The 25599-nt window shown below is 68.9% G+C and carries 20 protein-coding genes; 15 read left to right on the top strand and 5 right to left on the bottom strand.

Annotated features, from left to right (window positions below):
• Positions 1–12 precede the first annotated feature (12 nt).
• The 7 genes from BN2156_RS20615 (at position 13) to BN2156_RS20585 (ending at position 7801) form a co-directional block, all read left to right on the top strand.
• On the top strand, positions 13–906 hold the full coding sequence (locus tag BN2156_RS20615; protein WP_090516797.1) for an Rv0045c family esterase: 894 nt from the start codon (positions 13–15) through the stop codon (positions 904–906).
• Positions 907–1009: 103 nt separating this feature from the next.
• Entirely contained in the window at positions 1010–3094 is a 2085-nt protein-coding gene (locus BN2156_RS20610) for a PhoX family protein (RefSeq protein ID WP_090516796.1), read from the top strand.
• Positions 3095–3108: 14 nt separating this feature from the next.
• Entirely contained in the window at positions 3109–3909 is an 801-nt protein-coding gene (locus BN2156_RS20605; RefSeq protein ID WP_210436678.1) for an LLM class F420-dependent oxidoreductase, read from the top strand.
• An 89-nt stretch (positions 3910–3998) separates the two neighbouring features.
• Positions 3999–4664: a GntR family transcriptional regulator gene (locus tag BN2156_RS20600; protein ID WP_090516795.1), complete on the top strand. Its 666-nt coding sequence runs from the start codon at positions 3999–4001 to the stop codon at positions 4662–4664.
• A gap of 45 nt (positions 4665–4709) precedes the next feature.
• A complete protein-coding gene (locus BN2156_RS20595; protein WP_090516794.1) occupies positions 4710–6482 on the top strand; it encodes an ABC transporter substrate-binding protein/permease in 1773 nt (590 codons plus the stop codon).
• Positions 6482–7219 (top strand): amino acid ABC transporter ATP-binding protein, encoded by a 738-nt coding sequence (locus BN2156_RS20590; RefSeq protein ID WP_090516793.1) that lies wholly within the window; start codon positions 6482–6484, stop codon positions 7217–7219. The genes BN2156_RS20595 and BN2156_RS20590 overlap by 1 nt, the downstream gene beginning before the upstream one ends.
• Before the next feature lie 102 nt (positions 7220–7321).
• Positions 7322–7801 carry a MarR family winged helix-turn-helix transcriptional regulator gene (locus tag BN2156_RS20585; protein ID WP_090516792.1) on the top strand — a complete coding sequence of 160 codons (480 nt, stop codon included), beginning with the start codon at positions 7322–7324 and terminating at the stop codon, positions 7799–7801.
• A gap of 5 nt (positions 7802–7806) precedes the next feature.
• On the opposite strand, the gene ggh is transcribed toward BN2156_RS20585, so the two are convergent.
• Positions 7807–9147 (bottom strand): glucosylglycerate hydrolase, encoded by a 1341-nt coding sequence (gene ggh / locus BN2156_RS20580; protein ID WP_090516791.1) that lies wholly within the window; start codon positions 9145–9147, stop codon positions 7807–7809.
• Positions 9148–9224: 77 nt separating this feature from the next.
• Between ggh and BN2156_RS20575 the strand changes: the two genes are divergently transcribed.
• Positions 9225–9908, top strand: coding sequence for an SDR family oxidoreductase (locus BN2156_RS20575; RefSeq protein ID WP_090516790.1), 684 nt, complete (start codon positions 9225–9227; stop codon positions 9906–9908).
• A 49-nt stretch (positions 9909–9957) separates the two neighbouring features.
• On the opposite strand, the gene leuS is transcribed toward BN2156_RS20575, so the two are convergent.
• On the bottom strand, positions 9958–12831 hold the full coding sequence (gene leuS / locus BN2156_RS20570) for a leucine--tRNA ligase (protein WP_090516789.1): 2874 nt from the start codon (positions 12829–12831) through the stop codon (positions 9958–9960).
• 211 nt (positions 12832–13042) lie between these two features.
• Between leuS and BN2156_RS20565 the strand changes: the two genes are divergently transcribed.
• Positions 13043–13249, top strand: a complete 207-nt coding sequence (locus tag BN2156_RS20565) for a hypothetical protein (protein WP_110811034.1) — start codon at positions 13043–13045, stop codon at positions 13247–13249.
• Positions 13250–13307: 58 nt separating this feature from the next.
• On the top strand, positions 13308–13661 hold the full coding sequence (locus BN2156_RS20560) for a hypothetical protein (RefSeq protein WP_090516788.1): 354 nt from the start codon (positions 13308–13310) through the stop codon (positions 13659–13661).
• 29 nt (positions 13662–13690) lie between these two features.
• Here BN2156_RS20560 and BN2156_RS20555 read toward each other — a convergent pair whose 3' ends face one another.
• Positions 13691–14296, bottom strand: coding sequence for a YqgE/AlgH family protein (locus BN2156_RS20555; RefSeq protein ID WP_090517522.1), 606 nt, complete (start codon positions 14294–14296; stop codon positions 13691–13693).
• Positions 14297–14385: 89 nt separating this feature from the next.
• Between BN2156_RS20555 and BN2156_RS20550 the strand changes: the two genes are divergently transcribed.
• Positions 14386–15669, top strand: coding sequence for an MFS transporter (locus tag BN2156_RS20550; protein ID WP_162490900.1), 1284 nt, complete (start codon positions 14386–14388; stop codon positions 15667–15669).
• Positions 15670–15691: 22 nt separating this feature from the next.
• A complete protein-coding gene (locus tag BN2156_RS20545; protein ID WP_162490899.1) occupies positions 15692–16468 on the top strand; it encodes a TIGR03084 family metal-binding protein in 777 nt (258 codons plus the stop codon).
• A gap of 11 nt (positions 16469–16479) precedes the next feature.
• On the opposite strand, the gene BN2156_RS20540 is transcribed toward BN2156_RS20545, so the two are convergent.
• Both BN2156_RS20540 and BN2156_RS20535 read right to left on the bottom strand, forming a co-directional pair.
• Positions 16480–16989, bottom strand: a complete 510-nt coding sequence (locus BN2156_RS20540; protein ID WP_090516786.1) for a pullulanase — start codon at positions 16987–16989, stop codon at positions 16480–16482.
• A gap of 18 nt (positions 16990–17007) precedes the next feature.
• Positions 17008–18471, bottom strand: coding sequence for a CCA tRNA nucleotidyltransferase (locus tag BN2156_RS20535; RefSeq protein ID WP_090516785.1), 1464 nt, complete (start codon positions 18469–18471; stop codon positions 17008–17010).
• Positions 18472–18555: 84 nt separating this feature from the next.
• Between BN2156_RS20535 and BN2156_RS20530 the strand changes: the two genes are divergently transcribed.
• Genes BN2156_RS20530 through murJ form a run of 3 tightly spaced genes read left to right on the top strand, consistent with a single transcriptional unit; the run spans position 18556 to position 25555 of the window.
• Positions 18556–19356: an NUDIX hydrolase gene (locus BN2156_RS20530; protein WP_090516784.1), complete on the top strand. Its 801-nt coding sequence runs from the start codon at positions 18556–18558 to the stop codon at positions 19354–19356.
• On the top strand, positions 19338–21848 hold the full coding sequence (locus BN2156_RS20525) for a DUF6049 family protein (RefSeq protein ID WP_407661732.1): 2511 nt from the start codon (positions 19338–19340) through the stop codon (positions 21846–21848). The genes BN2156_RS20530 and BN2156_RS20525 overlap by 19 nt, the downstream gene beginning before the upstream one ends.
• Entirely contained in the window at positions 21845–25555 is a 3711-nt protein-coding gene (murJ, locus tag BN2156_RS20520) for a murein biosynthesis integral membrane protein MurJ (protein ID WP_090516782.1), read from the top strand. Before BN2156_RS20525 ends, murJ begins: the two co-directional genes overlap by 4 nt.
• Positions 25556–25599 lie beyond the last annotated feature (44 nt).

Here is a 25599-nt window from a genome sequence, read left to right as displayed (position 1 = left end):
AAGGTCGGCGGCGTGGTGAGCGACGACGCATTGACCGGCCTCGACGAGTTCGGCCTCCTGCACGAGAACGCCGAACAGATCGGCGCAACCGCGATACCACCGGTCGAGCGCATCGAGCAGGGCCCGATCAGCGCGCTGAAGTTCGGCACCGACACCCCGCGGATCGTGTTCCTGCACGGCGGCGGCCAGAACGCCCACACCTGGGACACCGTGATCCTCGGCCTCGGCGAGCCGGCCCTGGCCGTCGATCTGCCCGGCCACGGCCGGTCCGCGTGGCGCGAGGACGGTGACTACGGGCCGAAACTCAATGCGGCAAGCCTGATTCCGGTGCTCGAGATGTACGCCCCCACACCGCGCCTGGTAGTCGGAATGTCGCTGGGCGGGTTGACGGCGCTGCGGATCGCGGCGACCGAACCCCGGCTGGTGCCCGAACTCGCGCTGGTCGACGTCACCCCGTCGGCCCCCGAACGCCACAACGAGATGACCAAGGCCCAGATGGGCACCGTCGCACTGGTTCAGGAGCACCGCACCTTCCCGACGTTTCAGGCCATGCTCGACGTGACCATCGCCGCCGCCCCACACCGGGACCGGAATTCGTTGCGGCGCGGCGTCTTCCACAACTCCAAGCAGCTCGACGACGGCACCTGGACCTGGCGGTACGACTCGTTCCGCAAGGGCGACGGGTTTGAGGGGCTGTGGGACGACGTTCCGTCGATCACCATGCCCACCACCCTGATCCGCGGCGCCAACTCGTTCTTCGTCAACGACGAGGACGCCGAGACGTTCTCCAAGACCGCACCCGGCTTTCAGCGCACCCATGTGGTCGCCGACTCCGGGCACTCCGTGCAGGGCGATCAACCAGCCAAGCTCGTGGAGATCCTGCGCGGCATTGTCGGTAGTAGCTAGCAGGTTGCCTGCTGTTAACCCGCTGCTAGCTCAGCTCCCGTAGGTTTCCGCCAGTCCGGCCGCTGCTCCCGCGGCCGGTGTCTGGTGGAAGGATCTGCGCGGAATGCCGCTTGTACCGCTGAATCTCTTTGTCACCCATCGCGGAACGTCGTCGCGCCAGCACGTGACCTGCCGCTACCGCTGTGGCGACGCATGTTCCAAGCCCGCCCCGAACACCAGCGACAACCAGTACTTCGGCGACATCGTCAAACAGATGTCACGCCGGTCGGTCCTGCAGGCCGCCGGTGTCACCGTGCTGGCCGTCGGCGCCGGATCCGCGCTGGCTGCCTGCGGTACCGACACGAAGCCCGCCCAGACGCCGTCACCGGCCGCGCTACCCGTCGAAACGCCGCCCGGCCTGAAGTTCACCGCCGTCGCACCGAACACCGAAGACGCCGTCGTGATCCCCGACGGCTACCAGCAGCGGGTCGTGATCGCGTGGGGCGACCCGGTACTGCCCGACGCCCCGATGTTCGACATCAACCGGCAGACCGCCGCTGCACAGCGCAAGCAGTTCGGGTTCAACAACGACTTCGCCGCGCTCCTGCCGATCGAAGGACAGGCCAACCGGTTCCTGCTGGTGACCAACTTCGAATACGTCACGCCGGAGTTCATGTTCCCCGCCTACAACGCCGAGGCGCCCACCCGCGAGCAGTTCGACATCGAGATCGCCGCGGTCGGGATGGGCGTGGTGGAGGTGGAACGGGGCAGCGACGGCGCGCTGAAACCGGTGATGGGCCGCTACAACCGCCGCATCATGGCCGACACTGCGTTCACGCTCACCGGCCCCGCGGCGGGCACCGACTTCGTCAAGACCGCAGCCGACCCGACCGGGCGCGCCGTGTCCGGCACCTTCGCCAACTGTGCCGGCGGCGTAACTCCCTGGGGCACAGTGCTTTCCGGTGAGGAGAACTTCCACGGCTACTTCGGGGCCGGCGAAGGAGCTCCGGCACCGAAGCCGGCGGACGCCGACCGCTACGCCCGCTACGGCGTCGAGCACGAGCGGTCCGAGCTCAAGTGGGAAGACTTCGATCCGCGCTTCGACCTCACCAAGACCCCCAACGAGGTCAACCGCTTCGGCTACGTCGTCGAACTCAACCCGTGGGATCCGGCCTCGACGCCGGTCAAACACTCCGCACTGGGCCGGTTCAAGCACGAGGGCGCCAACGTCTACGTGACCGGCGACGGCAGCGTGGTGGTCTACACCGGAGACGACGAACGCTTCGACTACATGTACAAATTCGTCTCCGCCAAGAAGATCGCGCCCGGCTGGAAGACCGGCGACCCCGCCGCAATGGCCCACAACATGACCCTCCTCGACGAGGGCACGTTGTACGTCGCCAAGCTCACCAGCGACATTCCCGCCGCCGAGATCGACGGCACCGGCAAGCTCCCGGCGAAAGGCTCGTTCGCCGGGTCCGGCACGTGGATCCCGCTGCTGAAGTCCGGACCGAACGGGCAGGCCGAATCTCTCGTCGAGGGCGTGACCGCCCAGGAGGCCGCGGTATTCACCCGCATCGCCGCCGACAAGGCCGGCGCCACCAAGATGGACCGGCCCGAGGATTTCGAGGCCAACCCACGCACCGGCAAGGTCTACGTGGCGCTGACCAACAACGACAAGCGCGGCACCGACGGCAAGGCTCCGGCCGACGCGGCCAACCCGCGCAACGAGAACAAGAACGGCCAGATCCTGGAGATCACCGACAACCACACCGGCACCGACTTCACCTGGGATCTGCTGTTGGTGTGCGGCGACCCCAAGGCAGCCGACACCTACTACGCCGGGTTCGACAAAAACCAGGTCAGTCCCATCTCCTGCCCGGACAACCTGGCCTTCGACAGCCACGGCAACCTGTGGATCTCGACCGACGGCAACGCGCTCGATGCCAACGACGGACTGTTCGCGGTGGCGCTCGACGGCCCCAACCGGGGTGAGACCAAACAGTTCCTCAGCGTGCCGGTCGGCGCCGAGACATGCGGCCCGGTGGTGACCGACGATCTGGTCACGGTGTGTGTGCAGCACCCGGGCGAGGGCGATGACCACAGCCTGGCCAAGCCGCTGTCGCACTGGCCGGGTGGTGCCGACACCCCGGCACGGCCCGCGGTGGTCGCGGTGTGGAAGCCCGGCGGCCAGATCGGCACCGTCTGAGTAGTCTCGGAAAAGTGAGCCATCCCATACGCATCGGTGTGCAACTGCAGCCACAGCACTCCCCCACCTACAGCCACATCCGCGACGCGGTGCGCCGCTGTGAGGACATCGGCGTCGACATCGCCTTCAACTGGGACCACTTCTTCCCCCTGTACGGCGATCCCGAAGGCGCGCACTACGAATGCTGGACGATGCTCGGCGCGTGGGCCGAGCAGACCTCGCGCATCGAGATCGGCGCCCTGGTGAGCTGCAACTCGTACCGCAACCCGGAACTGCTGGCCGACATGGCCCGCACCGTCGACCACATCTCCGACGGCCGGCTCATCCTGGGCATCGGAAGCGGTTGGAAACAAAAGGATTACGACGAGTACGGCTATGAGTTCGGTACCGCGGGCAGCCGGCTGGACGATCTGGCCGAAGCGCTGCCGCGCATCGAGGCCCGGCTGGCCAAGCTCAACCCGGCACCGACCCGCGAGATTCCGATCCTCATCGGCGGCCAGGGCGAGCGCAAGACCCTGCGCCTGGTGGCCGAACACGCTCACATCTGGCACGCCTTCGTCGACCGCGACACCTACCCCGGCAAGGCCGCGGTACTGGCCGAGCACTGCGCCAACACCGGCCGCGACCCGTCCACCGTGCAGCGCTCGGCCGGCGTGCAGGAGTCCGGTGGCATCGACGCCATGCTGGCCGAGGCCGACGCCCTGGCCGATCTGGGTGTCAGCATCCTCACCGTCGGCGTCAACGGACCGGACTACGACCTGACCGCCGCGGAGGCCCTCTGCCGCTGGCGCGACGGCCGGGCTCGCAAAGTTTAGCGACTGCGCTGAATCGACTCGGGTCTCCGATCTGGCCAGCACGTGAGAAACTGGCGCAACATATTCGCCATAGGGGGAGATATACAAGGGTGCCGAAGAACTACGGGGTCAAGGAAAAGGACCAGGTTGTCACGCACATCATCAATCTGGTGATGACGGGCAAGCTGCGCTCCGGTGACCGCATCGACCGCAACGAGATCGTCCGTGACCTCGGGCTGAGCCGCGTCCCGATCCAGGAGGCAGTGGTTCAGCTCGAGCACGACGGCATCCTCTCAACGCGGTACCACCGTGGCGCCTTCGTCTCCCGGTTCGACGAGGCAACCGTTGCCGAGCACCACGAGTTGTACGGCATTCTCAACGGCATCGCCTCGGCCCGCTGCGCCACCAACCCCACCCCGCGCATCCTGGCTCATCTGGATGACACGTTGCGCGTGATGCGTTCAGCAAAGGACACCAGGTCCTTTCAGGAAGCCTGCTGGGTGTTCCGCGACGCGATCAACGACGAGTACGCGGGGCCACGGCTGCATGCCACCATCCGCGCCGGCAAGAGCTTCGCCCCCTCGGAGTTCTGGATCAGCTATCCGAAGGCCAAAGCCGATTTCCTGGCCGGCTACGAGGCGGAGACCGCCGCCATCCACGCGCGAGATCCCGAAGGCGCCCGCCGGGCCTGCACCGAGCGGGCCGACAAGATGGCCCAGATCATGATTGCTGAGCTCACCCGGCGCGGGGTGTTCGGCGACTTGCGGTCCCCTTGAGCGGAATCCCTCATCGCCGGGCGTCCGCCCACTAGGTTGCATCAGATGGACGCCAGACGACCGGCCGCACTGCTGACCACAGTCCTGATATTGCTCGGGCTGGTGTGCGCCGCACCGGCCGGCGCGGACGTCGACCAATGCGCACCCCCCGGTGTGGACAGCGCGAGCGCCCTGCCCACCAACCTGGCCGCCGCGGCCACCGGGCCCGGCGCCGACAAATACACCACCGCCACGGTCGCTCCCCTGGACCAGGTCCGGGCCGACAATCTCGGCCTGGGCACCCGCGGCGTGCTCACCGTCGGCACGCTGTCGGACGCCCCGCCCAGCATCTGCATCAACTCGGCCGGACAGTTCGCCGGTTTCGACAACGAGTTGCTGCGGGCGATCGCCGACAAGCTCGGACTGCGGATCAACTTCGTCGGCACCGACTTCTCCGGCCTGCTGGCCCAGACCGCCTCCCGCCGCTTCGACGTCGCCTCCTCGTCGATCACCACCACCGACGCCCGGCGCCGCACCGTCGGCTTCACCAACGGCTACGACTTCGGATACTTCTCGCTCGTGGTGCCGACCGGCTCTCCGATCACCGGATTCGGTCAGCTCGCCCCCGGCCAGCGCATCGGGGTGGTGCAGGGCACCGTGCAGGAGGCCTACGTCATCGACACGCTGCACCTGCAGCCGGTGAAGTTCCCCGACTACAACACCGTCTACGCCAGCCTCAAGACCCGGCAGATCGACGCCTGGGTGGCGCCGTCGCAGCAGGCCTCGGGCACGGTTCAACCCGGTGACCCGGCGCAGATCATCGAAAACACCTTTAGTCTCGACAATTTCGTGGCGTGGGCGGTGGCCAAGGAGAACCAGCCGCTGATCGACGCGCTCAACTCCGGACTGGACGCCGTCATCGCCGACGGCACCTGGGCCAAGCTGTATTCGGACTGGGTGCCCCGCGCCCTGCCACCCGGCTGGAAGCCCGGCTCCAAGGCCGCTCCCGCACCCCAGCTGCCAGACTTCGCCGCCATCGCCGCCGCCAAGGACAAACCCGCCGCCGGCGCCCCGGTGGCGCCCAAATCCACACTCGCGCAACTGGCTGACTCATTCCTGGACTGGGATCTCTACAAGCAGGCCATCCCCGACCTGCTGCGCACTGGCCTGCCGAACACGCTCATCCTGACCGTGTGCGCCAGCATCATCGGGCTGGTGCTCGGGATGATCCTGGCGGTGGCGGGCATCTCGCGGTCGCGGTGGCTGCGCTGGCCGGCCCGGGTGTACACCGACATCTTCCGCGGCCTGCCCGAGGTGGTGATCATCCTGCTCATCGGGCTGGGCATCGGGCCCGTGGTCGGATCGCTCACCGGCAACAGCCCCTACCCGCTGGGCATCGCGGCGCTCGGTCTCATGGCCGCGGCCTACGTCGGCGAGATCTTCCGCTCCGGCATCCAGAGCGTCGAGCCCGGGCAGCTGGAAGCCTCACGCGCACTGGGCTTCAGCTACGCCTCGTCGATGCGACTGGTCGTCGTGCCGCAGGGTATCCGCCGCGTGCTGCCTGCGCTGATGAACCAGTTCATCTCACTGCTCAAGGCCTCGTCGCTGGTGTACTTCCTCGGCCTGGTGGCCAGCCAGCGAGAACTGTTCCAGGTGGGCCGAGACCTCAACGCGCAGACCGGAAATCTGTCACCGCTGGTGGCAGCCGGACTGTTCTACCTGCTGCTGACCATCCCGCTGACCCATCTGGTGAACTACGTCGACAACCGGCTGCGCCGCGGACGCGCACCCGTCGAAGAGGAACTGCCGCCCGCCGCGACCACCCAGGAGATGATCTGATGCCGGCACCACAGCCAGTCGCGCTGGCCGCCAAGGACATCCACCTGTCATTCGGCCCGAACGCGGTGCTGCGCGGGGTGGACCTGGACGTGCCCGCCGGCACCACGACGGCCATCATCGGACCGTCGGGATCCGGCAAGTCAACGCTGCTGCGCACCCTGAACCGCCTGTACGAACCCGACCGCGGCGACATCCTGCTCGACGGCCGCTCGGTGCTGACCGACAACCCCGACCAGCTGCGCCAGCGCATCGGCATGGTGTTCCAGCAGTTCAACCTGTTCCCGCACAAGACCGTTCTCGACAACGTCACCCTGGGCCCGCGCAAGCTCAAACGGCTCAGCCCCGACCACGCCCGCACCGTCGGGCTCGAGCAACTGGACCGGGTTGGCCTGCGGCACAAGGCCGATGTGCGGCCGAGCACGCTGTCGGGCGGCCAGCAGCAACGCGTCGCGATCGCGCGGGCACTCGCCATGACCCCGCAGGTGATGTTCTTCGATGAGGCCACCTCGGCGCTGGACCCCGAGCTCGTAAAGGGAATCCTCGAGCTGATGGCCGAACTGGCCGCCGAGGGAATGACCATCCTGGCGGTCACCCACGAGATGGGTTTCGCGCGGTCGACGGCCGACTCCGTGGTGTTCATGGATCACGGCGCGGTGGTCGAGTCGGGTACCCCCGACCAGATCTTCGACGCGGCCCAGACGGATCGGCTGCGGCGCTTCCTGTCGCAGGTGCTGTGAGGGCGGTGCCGTGAAGGCAGTGCCGTGAAAAGGGGAAACCCGCTGCGCCAAACCCAACAAGCTGCCGACCTGGCAGCTTCAGACAGGTTAGACTAGCGAATTATGGTGGAGCCCGATTCACAGGTCACAGAGCTGGCCGGAGAGCTGCAACGCGTTCTCTCCAAGGTGTTCTCGGTGCTGCGCCGTGGCGACACCAACAAGGGCACCGCCGGGGAGCTCACGCTGGCACAGCTCTCGATCCTGCTCACCCTGCTCGACCAGGGGCCGATCCGGATGACCGAACTGGCCGCCCGCGAGCGGGTGCGCACTCCCACCACCACCGTGGCGATCCGCCGGCTGGAGAAGCTGGGCCTGGTCAAGCGCTCCCGCGACCCCTCCGACCTGCGTGCCGTACTCGTCGAGGTCACCCCGCGCGGCCTGGTGCAACACCGCGAATCGCTGGCCGCCCGCCGCGCCGACCTGGCCGCCCGGTTGGCCAACCTGAGCTCAGAGGACCTCGCGACGCTGGCGACCGCACTGGCCCCGCTGGAGCGTCTGGCCAGCCAGAACGAACAGGCCCCGGCCGCCGCCAAGTCCGAGTAGCCGGGCTATCCCAACCAGTCCAACACCGCCGCAGCCGTCCACGACTGCTGCATGCTGCCCAGCGGCTCCCCGGTGAACGGCTCGTAGTACTCGGCGAAAGTGCCGTCGCTGGCCTGACGCAAGCCCTCCCGGCGCAGCGTCGAGGCGCGCTCGGCCCAGCCCCGCCGGGCGAAGCACCACGAGAACAACCACGTCATCACCGGCCACACCGGGCCACGCCAGTACTCACGGGCCCGAAAGTCCCGCGACACCGGCGAGGTCGACGGGATGAGCGCATACCGCAGGTCCGGATGGCCGCAGAAGCGCGGGCCTTCCAGCAGCCGCAGCAGGGCCCGCTCACGATCGTGGGGCAGCCCACCACATAGCAGCGGGGCGAACTGCGCCACAGTCTCGGTGGCCACCCACTTCTTCGCCCGGACGTCGTAATCCCTTGCCGCACCGCTACGTTCGTCGGCGGTCTCGACAACCCCGACCCGGAACCGCTCCGCCCAGGTATACAGATCGCGGACATCGGCATTCGGACGCTTGTAATCTTCCCCGATCTCGGCGAGCACCTGGCAGGCCACCGAGAAGATCGCCGAGACGAACACGTCCTCGACCGCGAAGCTCATCACCTTCGGCAGCAGATCATCGTCGTAGCGAACGGATTTCATCTCCTCGAGCAGCCACAGATACCGGTCATACTCGAGGTCGCTGGGCCGCTGCGTGGCATCGGTGATGATCGCGTTGTCCTCACGCTGATACTCCGGCACATTGCCCGGAATCACGTTCGCGTATGCGCTGTCCCAGCGCGGTGAGTTGTCCATGCCGGACTCCCACCCGTGATACAGCGTGATGCGCCCACGGCCGTCCTGATCGCGTGACTCGGCCAGCCAGCGGTGCCAGCGCACCAGATCCGCCCACCGCCGGTCCAGGAAGCTCGCCGCCACCGCCCGGGTGGACCGGCCGCGGCTGCGGGCATGGTCGAGGATGCGCTGTACCGCGATCGCGTGCACCGGCGGTTGCGTGATGCCCGAGGTGTGCCGGATCCGGGGCGCGTTGGCCGCCAGGGCCGAGGTGGCCCAGCGGGCCGGGCCGGGAAAGTAGCCGTCGACGCCGTTGGCGAACACGATGTGCGGGATCATCCCGTTGCGCCACTGCGCCGAGAGCAGGGTGTCGAGCTCCACCACGGCCCGCTCGACGCTCAGCGGGGCCAGGCCGATCGAGACGAACGCCGCGTCCCAGCTCCACATGTGCGGATACAGCAACGGCGCGGCAGTGGTCATCACACCCAGGTCGTTGCCGCGCAGCAGGTATGCGGCCCGTGCGGCGAGCTGGGTGGGAGCGAAGCTGGGATCCGGTGGCATCCCTACCATGATGCGACGCCGCGTCCCGGTCCGCAGGTCGGCCCCGCGCCTTTCGGCGTCACAGTAACGTTGCAGTCGTGCCGTCTGCATTGATCACCGGAGCCGCTGGCGGCATCGGTTCGGCCATCGCCGCCGCCCTTGCTCCCACCCACACGCTGTTTCTGGCCGGGCGTCCGTCGGCCCGCCTCGACGCGCTGGCCGAACGCCTCGGCGCGCCGACCTGGCCGCTGGACCTGACCGATCCCGATTCGATCGAGTCGGCCACCGAGGTGCTCACCGAGCTCGACGTGCTGGTGCACAACGCCGGCGTGCTCTACCCGGGCCGGGTCTCCGAGTCCATCGCCGAACAGTGGCGGGCGTCCTTCGAGGTGAACGTCACCGGCGCGGTGGCACTCACCCTGGCCCTGCTGCCGGCCCTGCGCGCCGCCAAGGGCCACGTCGTGTTCATCAATTCCGGTGCTGGACAGAAGGTTTCACCGGGAATGGCGTCCTATTCGGCAAGCAAGTTCGCCCTGCGGGCCTTCGCCGACTCACTGCGGGCCGACGAGCCGTCGCTGCGCGTCACCTCGATCTTCCCCGGCCGCACCGACTCCGAGATGCAACGTAGCCTCGTGGCCTACGAAAGTGCGGTAACCGATGGTGTCGGCGAGTACGACCCGGAGAAGTTCCTCAAGCCCGAGACCGTCGCCGGGCTGGTGGCGACGGCCGTCACCACCCCGCCTGACGGCCACGTGCACGAGATCGTGGTCCGCCCCGGGTGATTTGTGCACCGCCAGTGCCGGTGGGCGTCACCTGAGGTGCACAAATCGCTCAGACGACGAGGTTCACCAGCCGGCCCGGCACCACGATGACCTTCTTGGGTGTGGCGCCGTCCAGGAAGGCCTGCACCTTCTCGTCGGCCAATGCCGCCGCCTCGAGTGCCGCCTTGTCAGCATCGGCGGCCACGGTGATCTTGCCGCGCACCTTGCCGTTGACCTGGACCGGGAACTCGATGGTGTCGTCGACCAGGTACTGCGGATCGGCCACCGGGAACGGCCCGTGCGCCAGCGAGGTGTCGTGGCCCAACCGCTTCCACAGCTCCTCGGCCAGGTGCGGCGCCAGCGGAGCGACCATGAGCACCAGCGGCTCGATGGCAGCGCGCGCCGACACACCTTCCTTGGTCAGGTGGTTGGTGTACTCGATCAGCTTGGCGGCCGCGGTGTTGTTGCGAAGCGCTGCATAGTCTTCGGTCACCCCGGCGATGGTGCGGTGCAGGATCTTCAGCGTGTCGGTGTCCAGCGCCTCATGCTCGTTGACACCGGTGGCTCCGGACTCTTCGTCGACCACCACGCGCCACACCCGCTGCAGGAAGCGGTGCGCACCGACGACATCCTTGGTCGCCCACGGCCGCGACGCCTCCAGCGGACCCATCGACATCTCGTAGACCCGCAGGGTGTCCGCACCGTACTCGTCGCAGATCTCGTCGGGTGAGACCGAGTTCTTCAGGCTCTTGCCGATCTTGCCGAACTCCTGGTTGACCTGGATCTCACCTTCAGGTCCGGTCCAGAAGAACTTTCCGTCGCGCTCAACGACTTCGGCCGCGGGCACGTAGCTGCCGCGGGAATCCGTGTAGGCGAAGGCCTGGATGTAGCCCTGGTTGACCAGGCGGCGGTAGGGCTCGCTCGAGCTGACGAAGCCGAGGTCGAACAGCACCTTGTGCCAGAACCGCGAGTACAGCAGGTGCAGCACCGCATGCTCGACGCCTCCGACGTACAGGTCGACGCCGCCCGGATCGTTCGGCCCGTGCTCGGCCGGCCGCGGGCCCATCCAGTAGGCCTCGTTCTCCTTGGCGCACAGTTCTTCTGAGTTGTGCGGGTCGGTGTAGCGCAGCTCGTACCACGAGCTGCCCGCCCACTGCGGCATCACGTTGGTGTCGCGGGTGTAGGTCTGCAGCCCGTCACCGAGATCCAGTTCGACATGCACCCATTCGGTCGCCTTGCCCAGCGGCGGCGACGGTTCACTGTCCGCGTCGTCCGGGTCGAACGACACCGGCGCATAGTCCGGCACATCCGGAAGTTCCACCGGCAGAGCCGATTCCGGCAGCGCATGGGCACGGCCGTCGGCGTCGTAGACGATCGGGAACGGTTCACCCCAGTACCGCTGCCGGGCGAACAGCCAGTCTCGCAGCTTGTACTCGATCCGGGCCCGGCCACGGCCGTCGGCCTCCAGGTGTTCGATGACCTTCGTCTTGGCCTCGGCCACCGACAGCCCGTCGAGGTAGCCGGAGTTCACCATGGTGCCGTCACCGTTGTAGGCCGCCTCGCTGATGTCGCCGCCGGACACCACTTCGATGATGGGCAGCCCGAACTCCGTCGCGAAGTCCCAGTCACGCTGGTCGCCACCGGGCACCGCCATGATGGCGCCGGTGCCGTAACCGGCCAGCACGTAATCGGCGATGAACACCGGAACCTGCTGTCCGTTCACCGGATTGGTGGCGTACGCGCCGAGGAACACGCCGGTCTTGGTCTTGTTCTCCTGGCGTTCCAGATCCGACTTGGCCGCGATCCCGGCACGGTACGCCGCGACGGCCTCGCCCGGTGTGGCCGCACCGAAGGTCCACCGCGAATCGGTGCCGTCGGGCCAGGCAGCGGCGACCAGCGCATCGACCAGATCGTGCTCGGGTGCCAGCACCAGATAGGTGGCGCCGAACAGGGTGTCCGGGCGGGTGGTGAAGACCTCGACATCACCGGCCGCGGTACCGAATTCAACCGAGGCGCCGGTGGACCGGCCGATCCAGTTGCGCTGCATGGCCTTGACCTTGTCGGGCCAGTCCAGCACGTCCAGATCATCGAGCAGCCGGTCCGAGTAGGCGGTGATGCGCATCATCCACTGCCGCAGGCGCTTCCGAAACACCGGGAAGTTGCCGCGATCGCTACGGCCGTCGGCGGTGACCTCTTCATTGGCCAGCACCGTGCCCAGGCCCGGGCACCAGTTCACCATCGAGTCGGCGCGGTACACCAGGCGGTAGCCGTCCACCACGTCGGCGCGCTCGGCTGCCGACAGCCCGGCCCACGCCCGGCCGTCGTCGAGAGTCCGGGCGCCGGACTCGAATTCGGCCACCAGCTCGGTGATGGGCCGGGCCTTCTTCGACTCGGGGTCGAACCAGGCGTTGTAGATCTGCAGGAAGATCCACTGCGTCCACTTGTAGAAGTCGACGTCGGTGGTGGCGAAGCTGCGCCGCGAGTCGTGCCCCAGCCCGAGCCGGCCAAGCTGCCGGCGGAAATTGACGATGTTGGCCTCGGTACGGATGCGCGGGTGCGTCCCGGTCTGCACGGCGTACTGCTCGGCCGGCAGCCCGAACGCATCGAAGCCCAGCGCGTGCAGCACGTTGCGGCCGGTCATCCGGTAGTACCGGGCGTAGACGTCGGTGGCGATGTAACCGAGCGGGTGCCCGACGTGCAGGCCGTCACCGGACGGGTACGGGAACATGTCCTGAACGAACATCTTGTCGGCGGGCACCGAGGAGCCATCTTGCGGTGCCAGCGAGCCCACCGGATTGGCCACATTGAAAGTCCCCAGCACGTGCCACCGCTCCTGCCAGGTGCGCTCGATCTGGCCCGCAAGCTCCGCGGTGTAGCGGTGCTGGGGGGTATCGGTGTCCGGGCCAGGCTGCCCTGACTGCGAGGTGGTGGCGGGTTCGATCACGCCGTTCAGGGTATAAGGCCACGGTTTGGCCAGCTCACCACCCGTCTGACGACCCCGAAAGGCACGGCTTGGTATCGGTTGCGTCGCGGCATAGTCAGGGGTTGATTCCAGCTCGATTGAGTTGCTGGTGGCGCGTGGTCACCCGTGGATAGTCTCGGCGCCTAGTGAAGAGGTTGCCTGGTGAGGGCACGGTTTGCGGAGGGAACGAGTGATGATCGAGTTGGCCAGCCGGTGGCGGGTGCTGGCAGCAGGCACGGCCGTCGGCGTCGCGGCAGTTGTCGGTTTCGCCGGTCAGACCGCCTCAGCCGAACCTCTCCTGCCGGCCCCCAGCGTTCCCGGCCCGGTGCCAGCTACCCCGGCCGCGCCCGCACCCGCCCCGGCACCGGGTTTGCCCCAGCTCCTGGGCCTGCAGGGCTGAGCCGCCGGGACCAAACCCGACCTCGCAATACAGATCGGCGCCTCGTATTGTGTGGCGCATGCTGATCGCCGCGCTGCTGTGTTTGAGCGCCGCCGTCATCGTCGGCGTGTTCGGGCTGTGGTTGTTGACCAGACCTCGCACCGGTGATCCCGTGCGCTCGGTGTTGAGGGCTGTGGCCCCCACCCAACTGGCCGCGGCGGTGATGCTCGCCGCCGGTGGCGCCGCCGCCCTGGCCGCCGCCCCGCACACCGGCCTGATGGTCGTCATGGTGTGCATCATCGGTGCCATCGCCACGGTGGCCGCCGGGTGCTGGCAGAGCGCCAAGGCCGTGGCAGGAGCAGAGGCCGCCGCGGAGGCCGCCGGCGCGGGCTGTGCCGGCTCGTGCGCCAGCTGCACGCTGTCTTGTAATTGACCTTGTAACTGACCGAGGGCCAGTAGCCGCTAGTTGCGGCTGACGTCGATCGGGTGGGTGGCCAGTAGCGACATCGGCAAGGGCTGACGTCGCAGCACACGGCCCCACAGGTCGATCCGCGGTTCGATCAACACATCCGACGGCAACGCCGAGAGCACGATCCAGTCATCGCGTTCGATCTCGCCGTCCAATTGCCCGATGGTCCAGCCGGAGTACCCGGCGAATATCCGCACACCCTCGATCACCGGGGCCAGCGTGTCGGGGTCGGCGTCGAGATCGACCATCACCACGCGGCCCTGCACGTGCCGCAGCCCCGGAACCCCATCGGCCTGCATACCGACCCGCAGCGTCGCCAGGCACAACGCCGAGTCGCGCTTGACCGGGCCGCCGATGAACATGGTCTTGGGTTTCGTGGTCAGCTTCGACCACTGCGGCAGCACGTTGTAGACCGCGGTCTCGCTGGGCCGGTTCAACACCACACCGAGGGTCCCGCCGGCATTGTGCTCGACGATGTAGATGACGCTGCGCCGGAACGTCGGCTCCAGCAGATCGGTATTGGCCAGCAGCAGTGTGCCCGGCCGTACCCGATGCGCCGCAGGCGCGATGAAATCCTCCGGATCTTCTGACTGCGCCACGCCATACATCATGGCACCGCAATTGCCCAGACGTGGCGAACAAGCCCGGGCGCGGTCGGATTTCGACGCAGCTTTGTACTGTTGATCGGGTGGTTCACGCTCACGCTCCCCGTGCCCTGTGGCACTCGTTGCGGGGCATGACCGAATTCCGCCGGCTGCTGGAGCTGCGCGCGGTCAGCCAGTTCGGCGACGGACTGTTCCAGGCCGGACTGGCCGGTGCGATCCTGTTCAACCCGGAGCGCCAGGCCGAACCCTGGCAGATCGCCGCGGCGTTCGCGGTGATGTTCCTGCCGTACTCCGTGCTGGGACCGTTCGCCGGAGCCCTGCTGGACCGCTGGGACCGCCGCCTTGTCCTCGTCGGTGCCAACCTGGGCCGGCTGCTCGTGGTGCTGCTGGTGGGTGTGCTGCTGGCCTCCGGCGCGGGCGACATACCGATCCTGTGCTGCGCGCTGATCGTGAACGGCTTGACCCGATTCGTGTCTTCAGGTCTTTCGGCGTCGCTACCCGATGTGGTGCCGCCCGACCGGGTGGTCACGATGAACTCGGTGGCGACCGCTGTCGGTGCGTTGGCCGCCTTCCTCGGCGCGGACTTCATGCTGGTGCCGCGCAAACTGTTCGGTGCCGACGACGCCGGCGCCTCGGTGGTGATGTTCATCGTCGCGCTGCCGGTGGCGGTGGCGTTGTGGTTGTCGGTGCGTTTCGGTGAGCATGTGCTGGGACCGCACGAGAGCAAGCGCGCCATCCACGGCTCGGTGGCCTACGCGGTGGCCACCGGTTGGGTGCACGGCATCCGCACGGTGTGGGCCGTCCCGCCGGTCGCGGGCACCCTGGCCGGTCTGGCCGCGCACCGGATGGCCTTCGGGATCAACTCGCTTCTGGTGCTGGTGATCGTGCGGCATACCGACAACCCGGATGTGACGGGGCTGGGCCTGGGCACCGCGGTGCTGTTCGTGGCCGCCGGCGGCGTCGGGCAGTTCCTGGCCACGGTGGCCGCCCCGGCGGTGATCGGCCGGTTCGGCCGCTACGCGACGGCCAACGGTGCCCTGAGTCTGGCCGTGCTGATCCAGCTCGTGGCGATCGGGCTGCACATCCCGGTGATGCTGGTCTGTGGCTTCCTGCTCGGCGCGGCCGGGCAATTGGTGAAACTGTGCGCGGATTCGGCGATGCAGCTCGATGTCGACGACGCGCTGCGTGGTCATGTGTTCACGGTGCAGGACGCGCTGTTCTGGATGTCGTTCGTCGCCGCGATCGCCGCGGCCGCCGCGGTGATCCCCGCCGACGGGCGCTCACCGGCGCTGGTGGTCGCCGGAGCCGTCGCCTATCTCGCCGGGCTGGGACTGCACGCCGCGGTGGCATCCCCGAAGCGGATGTGACCACCGGTCTAGGCTGACCGCCATGGTGAGCGCCGAGCCGATCGTGGCCGACCTGTCCGCCGAGAGCGACGAACTCGATGCCCTGGTGGCCGACCTGCCGCCCGAGCGTTGGGCCACCCCCACGCCGGCCGAGGGCTGGACCATCGCCCATCAGATCGCTCATCTGCTGTGGACCGACCGGGTGTCGGTCATCGCGATCACCGACCAGGCCGGCTTCGATGCCGTGCTGGCCGAGGCGATGCAGAACCCGACCGGGTTCGTCGACGCCGCCGCCGAGGAACTCGCGCTCACACCGCCCGAGCAGCTGCTGGCCGATTGGCGCGCCACCCGCGCGAAGCTGCACACCGAGCTGGTGAACGTGGCCGAGGGCCGCAAGCTGCCCTGGTTCGGCCCGCCGATGAGCGCGACGTCGATGGCCACCGCGCGCATGATGGAGACCTGGGCACACGGCCTCGACGTGGCCGACGCGCTCGGGGTGCACCGGCCCGCCACCGCGCGCCTGCGCTCGATTGCCCACATCGGCGTGCGCACAAGGGATTTCGCGTTCTCAGTGCACGGTCTGACCCCGCCGGCCGAGCCGTTCCGGGTCGAGCTGACCGCGCCCGACGGCGCGCTGTGGGAGTGGGGGCCGGCCGACGCGCAGCAGCGCGTGACGGGGCCGGCCGAGGACTTCTGCATGCTGGTGACCCAGCGCCGGGCCCCCTCGGAACTCGACGTGAGCGCGGTGGGTGACGATGCCGCCACGTGGCTGACCATCGCACAGGCCTTCGCCGGACCACCCGGGGCCGGCCGGGGCTGAGCCTCGAAAACTCAACGCGGCGGCTGTATTTCGGTGGCCGCATCCGCGGCACCGTCACCGTCGGCATCGGTGAGCTTCACGTTCCACTTCCCGTCCCCGTCGGTGTCGACGTAGGCCAGCTCCCCGGCAAGCACCCGGTCGGCCAGCCCGTCACCGTCCGCGTCGAGCAGGCGGTCGTCGACTGCACCATCGCCGTCGAAATCCACCAGCGGTCCGCCGGCCTGCTCAGTGCCGTCGAGCCCGAACCAGCGCACCTGCCCGGACCGGTCCACCCGAACCGCCCAGGTGCCCGAACCGTCGTCGGAGAAATAACTCTCGGTGTGCCCGTCGTCATCGGCATCGAGCACCGCGCGCTCGGCGGTGCCGTCACCGTCGAAATCGGCCATCACGTCGTCGATCCGGCCGTCCCCGTCGAAATCCAGGCCGATGCCGTCGGGGCTGCCGTCGCCGTCCACATCCACATCGGGCACCCCGCTGAAGATGGTCGCCGTGCCGTCCGGGTCACCCAGGCAGTAGTCCATGACTGATCAGACGCACGATCAGCTCTTGGCGTTCCACCATTTCAGCAATTCGTCGATGGCGTCCTCGCGGGACAGCGGCCCGCGGTCGAGCCGCAGCTCCTTGAGGTACTGCCAGGCCTCGCCGACCTGCGGGCCCGCCGGGATGCCGAGGACCTGCATGATCTCGTTGCCGTCGAGGTCGGGCCGGACCCGCTGCAGATCCTCCTTGGCCGCCAGCTCGGCGATCCGGTTCTCCAGATCGTCATAGTTGGATTGCAGCCGCGCGGCCCGCCGCTTGTTACGGGTGGTGCAGTCGGCCCGCACCAGCTTGTGCAGCCGGCCCAGCAGCGGACCCGCATCGGTCACGTAGCGGCGCACCGCCGAGTCGGTCCACTTGCCGGTGCCCTTGTCGTCGGCGTAGCCGTGGAACCGCAGATGCAGATACACCAGCTGCGACACGTCCTCGATCATCTGCTTGGAGTACTTGAGCGCACGCATCCGCTTGCGGACCATCTTCGCGCCGACCACCTCGTGGTGGTGGAAGCTCACCCCGCCGTCGGATTCGTGCTTACGGGTGGCGGGCTTGCCGATGTCGTGCAGCAGTGCGGCCCAGCGCAAAACCAGGTCCGGAGGACTCGAGGGCTCCTCGAGTTCTATGGCCTGGCGCAGCACCGTCAGCGAATGCCAGTAGACGTCCTTGTGCTGGTGGTGTTCGTCGATCGCCATCCGCATCTCGCCGACCTCGGGCAGCACCACATCACCGAGCCCGGTCTGCACCATCAGATCGACACCGGCCACCGGGTCGGCACCCAGCAGCAGCTTGTCCAGCTCGGCGGCGACCCGCTCGACGGTGATGCGTCCCAGCTGCGGCGCCATCTCCAGCAGCGCCTCCAGAACCCGCGGCGCCACGCCGAACCCGAGCTGCGATACGAACCGGGCGGCGCGCAGCATCCGCAGCGGATCGTCGCCGAACGACACCTCCGGCGCCGACGGCGTGTCGAGCACCTTGGCCTGGATGGCCGCCAAACCGCCAAGGGGATCATGGAATTCGGCCGGCCCGTCAGCCGTGATGCGCACGGCCATGGCGTTCACGGTGAAGTCACGCCGCACCAGATCGTCATCGAGGTTGTCGCCGAACTCGACCGTCGGATTCCGCGACACCTGGTCATAGCTGTCGGCGCGGAACGTGGTGATCTCGAGGCGGTGCTCACCCTTGCCGATCCCGACGGTGCCGAACTCGATCCCGGTATCCCACAGGGCGTCGGCCCACGGCCGCAGGAACTTCACCATCTGCTCGGGACGGGCGTCGGTGGTGAAATCGAGATCGCTGTGCTCGGTCAGCCGGCCCAGCAGCGCGTCGCGCACACTGCCGCCGACCAGATACAGCTCGTGGCCTGCAGCAGCGAACACCGCGCCGAGCCCGCGCAGCACGTCGGCGCGCTGGTTCAGCGAGACCAGTGCGCCCGCCAGCAATTCGGCATCAGTAACAACAGCGTCGGCCACGTTCGATGAGCCTAATGCTCCCAGTGTGGTCACAACCGGCGAGTGCGGCAGGAGGCCATCCCCGTGGCAGCTACTATCGCTTGGGTGTCGGACGGCGAACAGGCCAAACCACGACGGCGCCGCAGTCGGCGTCGTGGCCGTCGTCGTGCACAAAGGGCGGCAGGCCCACCGGCCGGCGATCAAGGCAATGACACCGCCACCGGCGACGCCCCGGTCAGCACCGCAAATCCCGCCCCCACCCCGCGCGACCAGTCCAAGCAACACAAGTCACGGCCGCGGCGGCCACCGGAACGGCTCCGCACCGTCCACGAGACCTCGGCCGGAGGCCTGGTCATCGACGGAATCGACGGCCCGAAGGACACCCAGGTGGCGGCATTGATCGGCCGCGTCGACCGGCGCGGCCGGATGCTGTGGTCCCTGCCCAAGGGTCACATCGAACTCGGTGAGACGGCCGAGCAGACCGCGATCCGCGAGGTCGCCGAAGAAACCGGTATCCGCGGCGACGTCCTGGCCGCGCTCGGCAGCATCGACTACTGGTTCGTCACCGAAGGGCGCCGGGTGCACAAGACCGTGCACCACTACCTCATGCGCTTCCAGGGCGGCGAGCTGTCCGACGACGACGTCGAGGTGACCGAAGTCGCCTGGGTCCCGCTGCGGGATCTGCCGGCCCGGCTGGCCTACGCCGACGAGCGCAAGCTCGCCGAGGTGGCCGGAGAACTCATCGACAAGCTGCACACCGACGGTCCGGGTGCCTTGCCGCCGCTGCCCCGCAGCGCGCCCCGGCGCCGCCCCCAGACCCACTCGCATGCCCGCACTCACCGCCGCGACGACTCTGCGCACCCCCAGCCCCGCCGGCGCACGAACGGATGCGGACAGGGACCGTGACCGCCGCCCCGGCGGTGCGCCGAGGAGTCTCCCTCCTCGCGCACACAGTGGTGCTTGTGGCGGTGGGGTTGTTTTTTTCGGTGTGGTCCACCGCCGCCCTGCCGGTACTGCTGCCCCGCGCGAGCGCAAGCGAGCCCGGGGCGCTGCCGTTCCTCCAGATCCGGATCGACCGCGTCACCCCCGACGTCGTCACCACCACCAGTGAATCGGTACTCACGGTCAGCGGGGCCGTGCTCAACGTCGGCGATCGACCGGTACGCGACGTGGACATCCGCATGGAGCACGCCCGGGCGGTGACCTCGTCGAGCCAGCTGCGCACCGATCTGTCCGGCGACAGTGACCGGTTCGAGCCGGTCGCCGACTTCGTCACCCTGGCACCGGAGATGCAGCGCGGCCAATCGGTCGGGTTCACGCTGTCCTACCCGCTGCGCTCCGAAGGCGCCGGGTCGCTGCACATCACCGAACCCGGCGTCTACCCCGTGCAGATCAACGTCAACGGCACGCCGGACTACGGGGCCCCGGCCAAGCTCGATGACGCCCGCTTCCTGCTGCCCGTCCTCGGCGTGCCCCCCGACCGGCCCGCCGACGACGACTCCGGCTCGATGTCGGCCGCCGACACCCTCAATTCGGTGGTGCCGCCGGACACCTCCCAGCCGGTGCGGATGACAATGCTCTGGCCCCTGGCGGATCGCCCCCGGCTGGCCCCGGGCGCCCCGGGAGGCACGACGCCGGTGCGGCTCGTCGACGACAGCCTGGCCGCCTCGCTGGCACCCGGCGGCCGGCTCGACACGCTGCTGTCGGCGGCCGACTTCGCCACCGGGCCGACCGTCGACTCCGGCGGCCAGATGCGCGCCACCTTGTGCCTCGCCGTCGACCCCGACCTGCTCGTCACGGTCAACGCCATGACCGGTGGCTACGTCGTCAACGACGGACCCGACGCCGGTCCCGCCACCCCGACGCGCCCGGGCAGCGGCCAGGATGCGGCGGTCAACTGGCTGAACCGCCTGCGGGCCCTGGCCGCGCGGCTCTGCGTGGCACCCACCAACTACGCCCAGGCCGATCTGACCGCACTGCAGCGGGTCGGCGATCCGGGGCTGAGCGCGATCGCCACCAACGGGGCCGGCGACATCGTCGACCAGATCCTTGGCGTCACCTCGGTCCGCGGCGCCAGCATCCTGGGCGACGGTCCGCTCACCCGCCCGGCCCTGGACCTGCTGGCCGCCCAAGGCCAGACCGTCAGCATCTCGGCCGCCCACGTCACCGCCCAGGATTCGGCCACCGGCGCCCCCGAGACCGCCGATGTCACGCCGCTGCGGTACCGGCCCGAGGTGGTGGCCGCCGCGTTCGACCCGGCCGTCGGCGCCGCGCTGGCCGGTGCGGGCACCGACCCCGTGGCACCGTCCTACCTGGACCCGTCGCTGGAGATCCCGGTGCGCCACGACTCGCAGGTCGCGCGGCGCCAGGACGCGCTGGGGGCGCTGCTGTGGCGCGGGCTCACCCCGACCGAGGTGCCCCGCACCCAGATCCTGATGCCACCGCTGGTGTGGTCGCTGGATGCCGACGACGCGCAGGCCATCCTGACGTCGGTGGCCACCACAATCCACGCCGGGCTGGCCGTGCCGCGCCCGCTGCCCGCAGTGATCGCCGAGAGCAACGCCGTGGCAGCCGAACCCGTGGCGCCCCCGCCGCCGGATTCCCTCGGCAGCCCGCGCGGCAACATCGACGACAGCATCAACGGCGGCATCGCCGCGGTGGTCAGCCGGTTGTGGGGCCTGACCGCCGCGCTGACCACCGACGAGCGCACCGGCCTGACCGGCATGCAGTACACCGCGCCGCTGCGGGAGGACATGCTGCGCGCACTCAGCCAGTCCGTGCCGCCCGAGGCTCGCGAGGGGCTGGCCGAACAGCGGCTGCAGGCCGTCAGCCGCAGCGTCAACGACATGTTCGGTGCGGTGACGATCGTCAACCCCGGCGGGGCGTACACCCTGGCCACCGAGCGCAGCCCGCTGCCGCTGGCCCTGCGCAACGACCTGCCCGTGCCGGTACGCGTCCGGCTGCACGTCGACGCACCCCCCGGCATGACCGTCACCGACATGGGCGAGATCGAGCTGCCGCCCGGTTACCTGCCGCTGCGGGTGCCGATCGAGGTGCACTTCACCCAGCGCGTGGCCGTCGACGTCAGCTTGCAGACCACCGAGGGCCTCACCCTCGGTGAGCCCGTGCGGTTGTCGGTGCACTCCAACGCCTACGGCAAGGTGCTGTTCTTCATCACGCTGTCGGCCGGCGCGGTGCTCGTGGCGCTCGCCGGGCGCCGCTTGTGGCACCGGTTCCGCGGCCAGCCCGACCGGGCCGACCTCATCCCGCCGGGAGAACACCCCGACCCACTCGACGTCGCCATGGCGTTCAACAACGACATCACCGACGACCCCGCCCAGGCCACCTCGACACCGGCCTCCCCGCCGGCCGACACCAGTCCGGACCGGCACCGATGACCTCGCCCGACCACAGCCCGGCCCGTCCGCCCGTCCAGCATCCGACCCGACCGCCAGGCCCGCCGCGGATTCCACATGCCACAGGCCCGGCCCGGCCGGCGGGGCGCCCTGAGCTGTCGGACGCCGCGGTGGTGTCCCGGTCGTGGGGCATGGCATTCGCCACGCTGATCTCACGCATCACCGGGTTCCTGCGGTTCGTACTGCTGATGGCGCTGCTCGGCGGGCCGCTGACGAGCGCGTTCTCGGTGGCCAACCAGCTGCCCAACATGGTCGCCGCGCTGGTGCTCGAAGCCACCTTCACCGCGATCTTCGTGCCGGTGCTGGCGCGGGCCGAACGCGACGACGCCGACGGCGGCACCGACTTCGTCCGCCGGCTCGTCACCCTGGCCACCACGCTGCTGCTGGTCACCACCGTGTTGTCGGTGCTGTGCGCGCCACTGCTGGTGCGCCTCATGCTCGGCAGCGATCCCCAGGTGAACAACCCGCTGACCACCGCGTTCGCCTACCTGCTGCTGCCGCAGGTGCTGTTCTACGGGTTGTCCTCGGTGTTCATGGCGATCCTCAACACCCGCAACGTGTTCGGCCCGCCGGCCTGGGCGCCGGTGGTCAACAACGTCGTCGCGATCGTGACCCTCGGTGTCTTCGTCCTGGTGCCCGGCGAGTTGTCGAGCGATCCGGTCGAGATGGGCACGGCCAAGCTGCTGGTGCTCGGCATCGGCACCACGCTGGGCGTGGTCGCCCAAGCCGCGGTGTTGTTCGCCGCGATCCGCGCCGAGCGGGTCAGTCTGCGCCCGCTGTGGGGTATCGATGACCGGCTCAAGCAGTTCGGCACCATGGCCGCCGCCATGGTGCTCTACGTCCTGATCAGCCAGATCGGCCTGATCATCGGTAACCAGATCGCCAGCACCGCGGCCGCCTCGGGCCCGGCCATCTACAACTACACGTGGCTGGTGCTGATGCTGCCGTTCGGCATGATCGGCGTCACGGTGCTCACGGTGGTGATGCCCCGGCTGAGCCGCAACGCGGCCGCCGACGACATCCCCGCGGTGCTCGACGACCTGTCCCTGGCCACCCGGCTGACCATGGTGACGCTCATCCCGATCGTGGCGATGATGACCGTCGGCGGGCCCGCGATCGGCAGCGCGCTGTTCGCCTACGGCAACTTCAGCTCCACCGACGCCGGCTATCTCGGTTTGGCGATCACCCTGTCGGCCTTCACGCTGATCCCCTACGCGCTGGTGCTGCTGCAGCTGCGGGTGTTCTACGCGCGGGAGCGGCCGTGGACGCCGATCGTGATCATCGTGGTGATCACGACGGTCAAGATCGTCGCCTCGATCGCCGCTCCCCATCTGACCGACAACCCCAACATGGTGGCGGGCTACCTGGGCCTGGCCAACGGCCTCGGCTTCGTGGCCGGCGCGGTGGTCGGGTACTTCCTGCTGAAGGCCAACCTGCGTCCGCGCGGCGGACGGCTGCTGCGCGACGCGGTGATCCGCACGATCCTGGTGACCATCGCCGCGTCGCTGATCGCGAGCCTGGTGGCCCACGCCGCCGACCGGCTGCTGGGGCTGGACTCACTGACCGAGCATGCCGGTGCCGGGGGTTCGCTGCTGCGCCTGATCGCGCTCGGCGTGATCATGGTGCCGATCATCGCCGGCGTGATGCTCGCGGCCCGGGTGCCCGAGGCGCAGTCAGCGCTGGCCCTGGTCCGCCGCCGGCTCGGGCGCGGGAGTGTCACACCCCTGCCGGAGGCCGGAAAGGTAGCCGCGCAAACAATTGCGCCGCCCGTCGGGCCGCATCCGCCCGCGCCCGTCACGTACCCTGATCAGAGGAATTCTTCTCCCACTGGGTGGCCGTCAAGCCCGGCAGCCGCCGGAGGCGGGACTCCGGCAGGTGTTGCCGGAGCGGGGATGTGGAAAGGATCACCGGTGACCGACGAATCTGCGGACGGCCCGGCATTGGACTCCACCTCGAATACCGGGATGACAACCGAGACGACGAAGTTGCCCCGTCCGGCTGCCGACGAGTTCCAGCCGGACGTCGCACCGGCCGCTCCGGCAGCCGCCGCATCTGCCGAGGGCACCGGGTCCGGTGACGCCACGAGCCGGTCGAACGGCGCCACGCGTCCGCTCAACGACTACGGCGGCGACCCGACGCGTGAGCCGATCTCGTTCGCCCCGCCGCACGACGCCGCACTGGAATCGGCCGAGGACGATGTGCACCTGATCCCGGGCGCGACGATCGCCGAGGGCCGCTACCGGCTCCTGGTGTTCCACGGCGGTCCGCCGCACCTGCAGTTCTGGCAGGCACTGGATACCGCGCTGGACCGGCAGGTGGCACTGACCTTCGTCGACCCGGACGCCACCATGTCCGACGCGCAGGTGCAGGAGATCCTGTCGCGCACCCTCAAGCTCAGCCGCCTCGACGTTCCCGGCATCGCCCGGGTGCTCGATGTGGCTCACAGCGGTTCGGGCGGCCTGATCGTCTCGGAGTGGATCCGCGGCGGCTCGCTGGCCGAGGTGGCCGACACCTCCCCGTCCCCGATCGGTGGGGCCCGGGCCATCCAGTCTCTGGCCGCGGCCGCCGAGGCCGCCCACCGCGCCGGTGTCGCCCTGTCGATCGATCACCCCAGCCGGGTGCGGGTCAGCATCGAAGGCGATGTGGCACTGGCCTTCCCGGCCACCATGCCCGACGCCACCCCCGACGACGACATCCGGGGCATCGGTGCCGCGCTGTACGCACTGCTGGTCAACCGCTGGCCGCTGCCGGAGACCGGGGCGCGCAGCGGGCTGGAGGCTGCCGCGCTCGACCAGGCCGGGCAACCGGTCGAACCACGCGCCATCGACCGTGACATCCCGTTCCAGATCTCGGCGGCGGCCGCTCGCGCCGTCCAGCCTGGCGGTGGAATCCGGAGTGCTCCAACGCTTTTGAACCTCCTGCAGCAGGCCACCGCGATCGCCGACCGGACCGAGCTGCTGGGGTCGGTCGAAGAGACTCCGGCTCCGGCCGCCGCCCCGGCCCGGGTGCACGAGACCCCTGAGGAACACGAGGCCGCCGAAGCCCGGCGCCGCAAGGGTCTGATCATCGGCATCAGCGTTGGCGCCGCCATCATCCTGGTCGCGCTGGTGGTGATGGCCTCGGTCCTCAACAGCATCTTCGGCGACGTCGGCGGCGGCCTCAACCGTGACGAACTCGGCCTGAACTCACCGTCGGGGAACACCGAAGAGACCCAGGACAATTCGTCTGCCGCGACCGGCAGCACGGTGAAACCTGTTCGCGCCACGGTGTTCTCACCCGAAGGCGAGGCCGATTCCCCGGCCACGGCCGGGCAGGCCATCGACGGCAACACCGGCACGGCGTGGTCCACCGACACCTACTCGGACCCCGCCCCGTTCCCCGGGTTCAAGAACGGTGTCGGTCTGATGCTGCAATTGCCGCAACCCACCGTCGTCGGCTCGGTCACCCTCAACGTGACCAGCACCGGCACCTCGGTACAGATCCGGTCGTCCCAGTCGGCCACCCCGTCGTCGTTGTCGGACACCACCGAACTGACCCCCTCGACGCCACTGAAGCCCGGCTCCAACACCATCTCGGTGAACAAGGCCTCCTCGACGTCATACGTGCTGGTGTGGATCTCGACCCTGGGCACCGTGGACGGCAAGAGCCGCACCGACATCTCTGAAATCACCATCAAAGCGGCCTCCTGAGTCGTCATCCCCAGCCCGGATAGGGCTTTGACCAGCGGGTATAC

The sequence above is a fragment of the Mycolicibacterium neworleansense genome (genome assembly GCF_001245615.1).
GTDB classification, from domain to species: domain Bacteria; phylum Actinomycetota; class Actinomycetes; order Mycobacteriales; family Mycobacteriaceae; genus Mycobacterium; species Mycobacterium neworleansense.
Note: the sequence above shows the minus strand (reverse complement) of the source record. Positions and strands in the feature narration are given on the sequence as shown.

Coding starts and splice junctions, on each gene's coding strand:
- BN2156_RS20610 (WP_090516796.1), top strand. CDS start 1,010: ATGCCGCTTGTACCGCTGAATCTCTTTGTCACCCATCGCGGAACGTCG.
- BN2156_RS20595 (WP_090516794.1), top strand. CDS start 4,710: ATGGACGCCAGACGACCGGCCGCACTGCTGACCACAGTCCTGATATTG.
- BN2156_RS20590 (WP_090516793.1), top strand. CDS start 6,482: ATGCCGGCACCACAGCCAGTCGCGCTGGCCGCCAAGGACATCCACCTG.
- BN2156_RS20585 (WP_090516792.1), top strand. CDS start 7,322: ATGGTGGAGCCCGATTCACAGGTCACAGAGCTGGCCGGAGAGCTGCAA.
- ggh (WP_090516791.1), bottom strand. CDS start 9,147: ATGCCACCGGATCCCAGCTTCGCTCCCACCCAGCTCGCCGCACGGGCC.
- BN2156_RS20565 (WP_110811034.1), top strand. CDS start 13,043: ATGATCGAGTTGGCCAGCCGGTGGCGGGTGCTGGCAGCAGGCACGGCC.
- BN2156_RS20560 (WP_090516788.1), top strand. CDS start 13,308: ATGCTGATCGCCGCGCTGCTGTGTTTGAGCGCCGCCGTCATCGTCGGC.
- BN2156_RS20545 (WP_162490899.1), top strand. CDS start 15,692: ATGGTGAGCGCCGAGCCGATCGTGGCCGACCTGTCCGCCGAGAGCGAC.
- BN2156_RS20540 (WP_090516786.1), bottom strand. CDS start 16,989: ATGGACTACTGCCTGGGTGACCCGGACGGCACGGCGACCATCTTCAGC.
- BN2156_RS20525 (WP_407661732.1), top strand. CDS start 19,338: ATGCGGACAGGGACCGTGACCGCCGCCCCGGCGGTGCGCCGAGGAGTC.
- murJ (WP_090516782.1), top strand. CDS start 21,845: ATGACCTCGCCCGACCACAGCCCGGCCCGTCCGCCCGTCCAGCATCCG.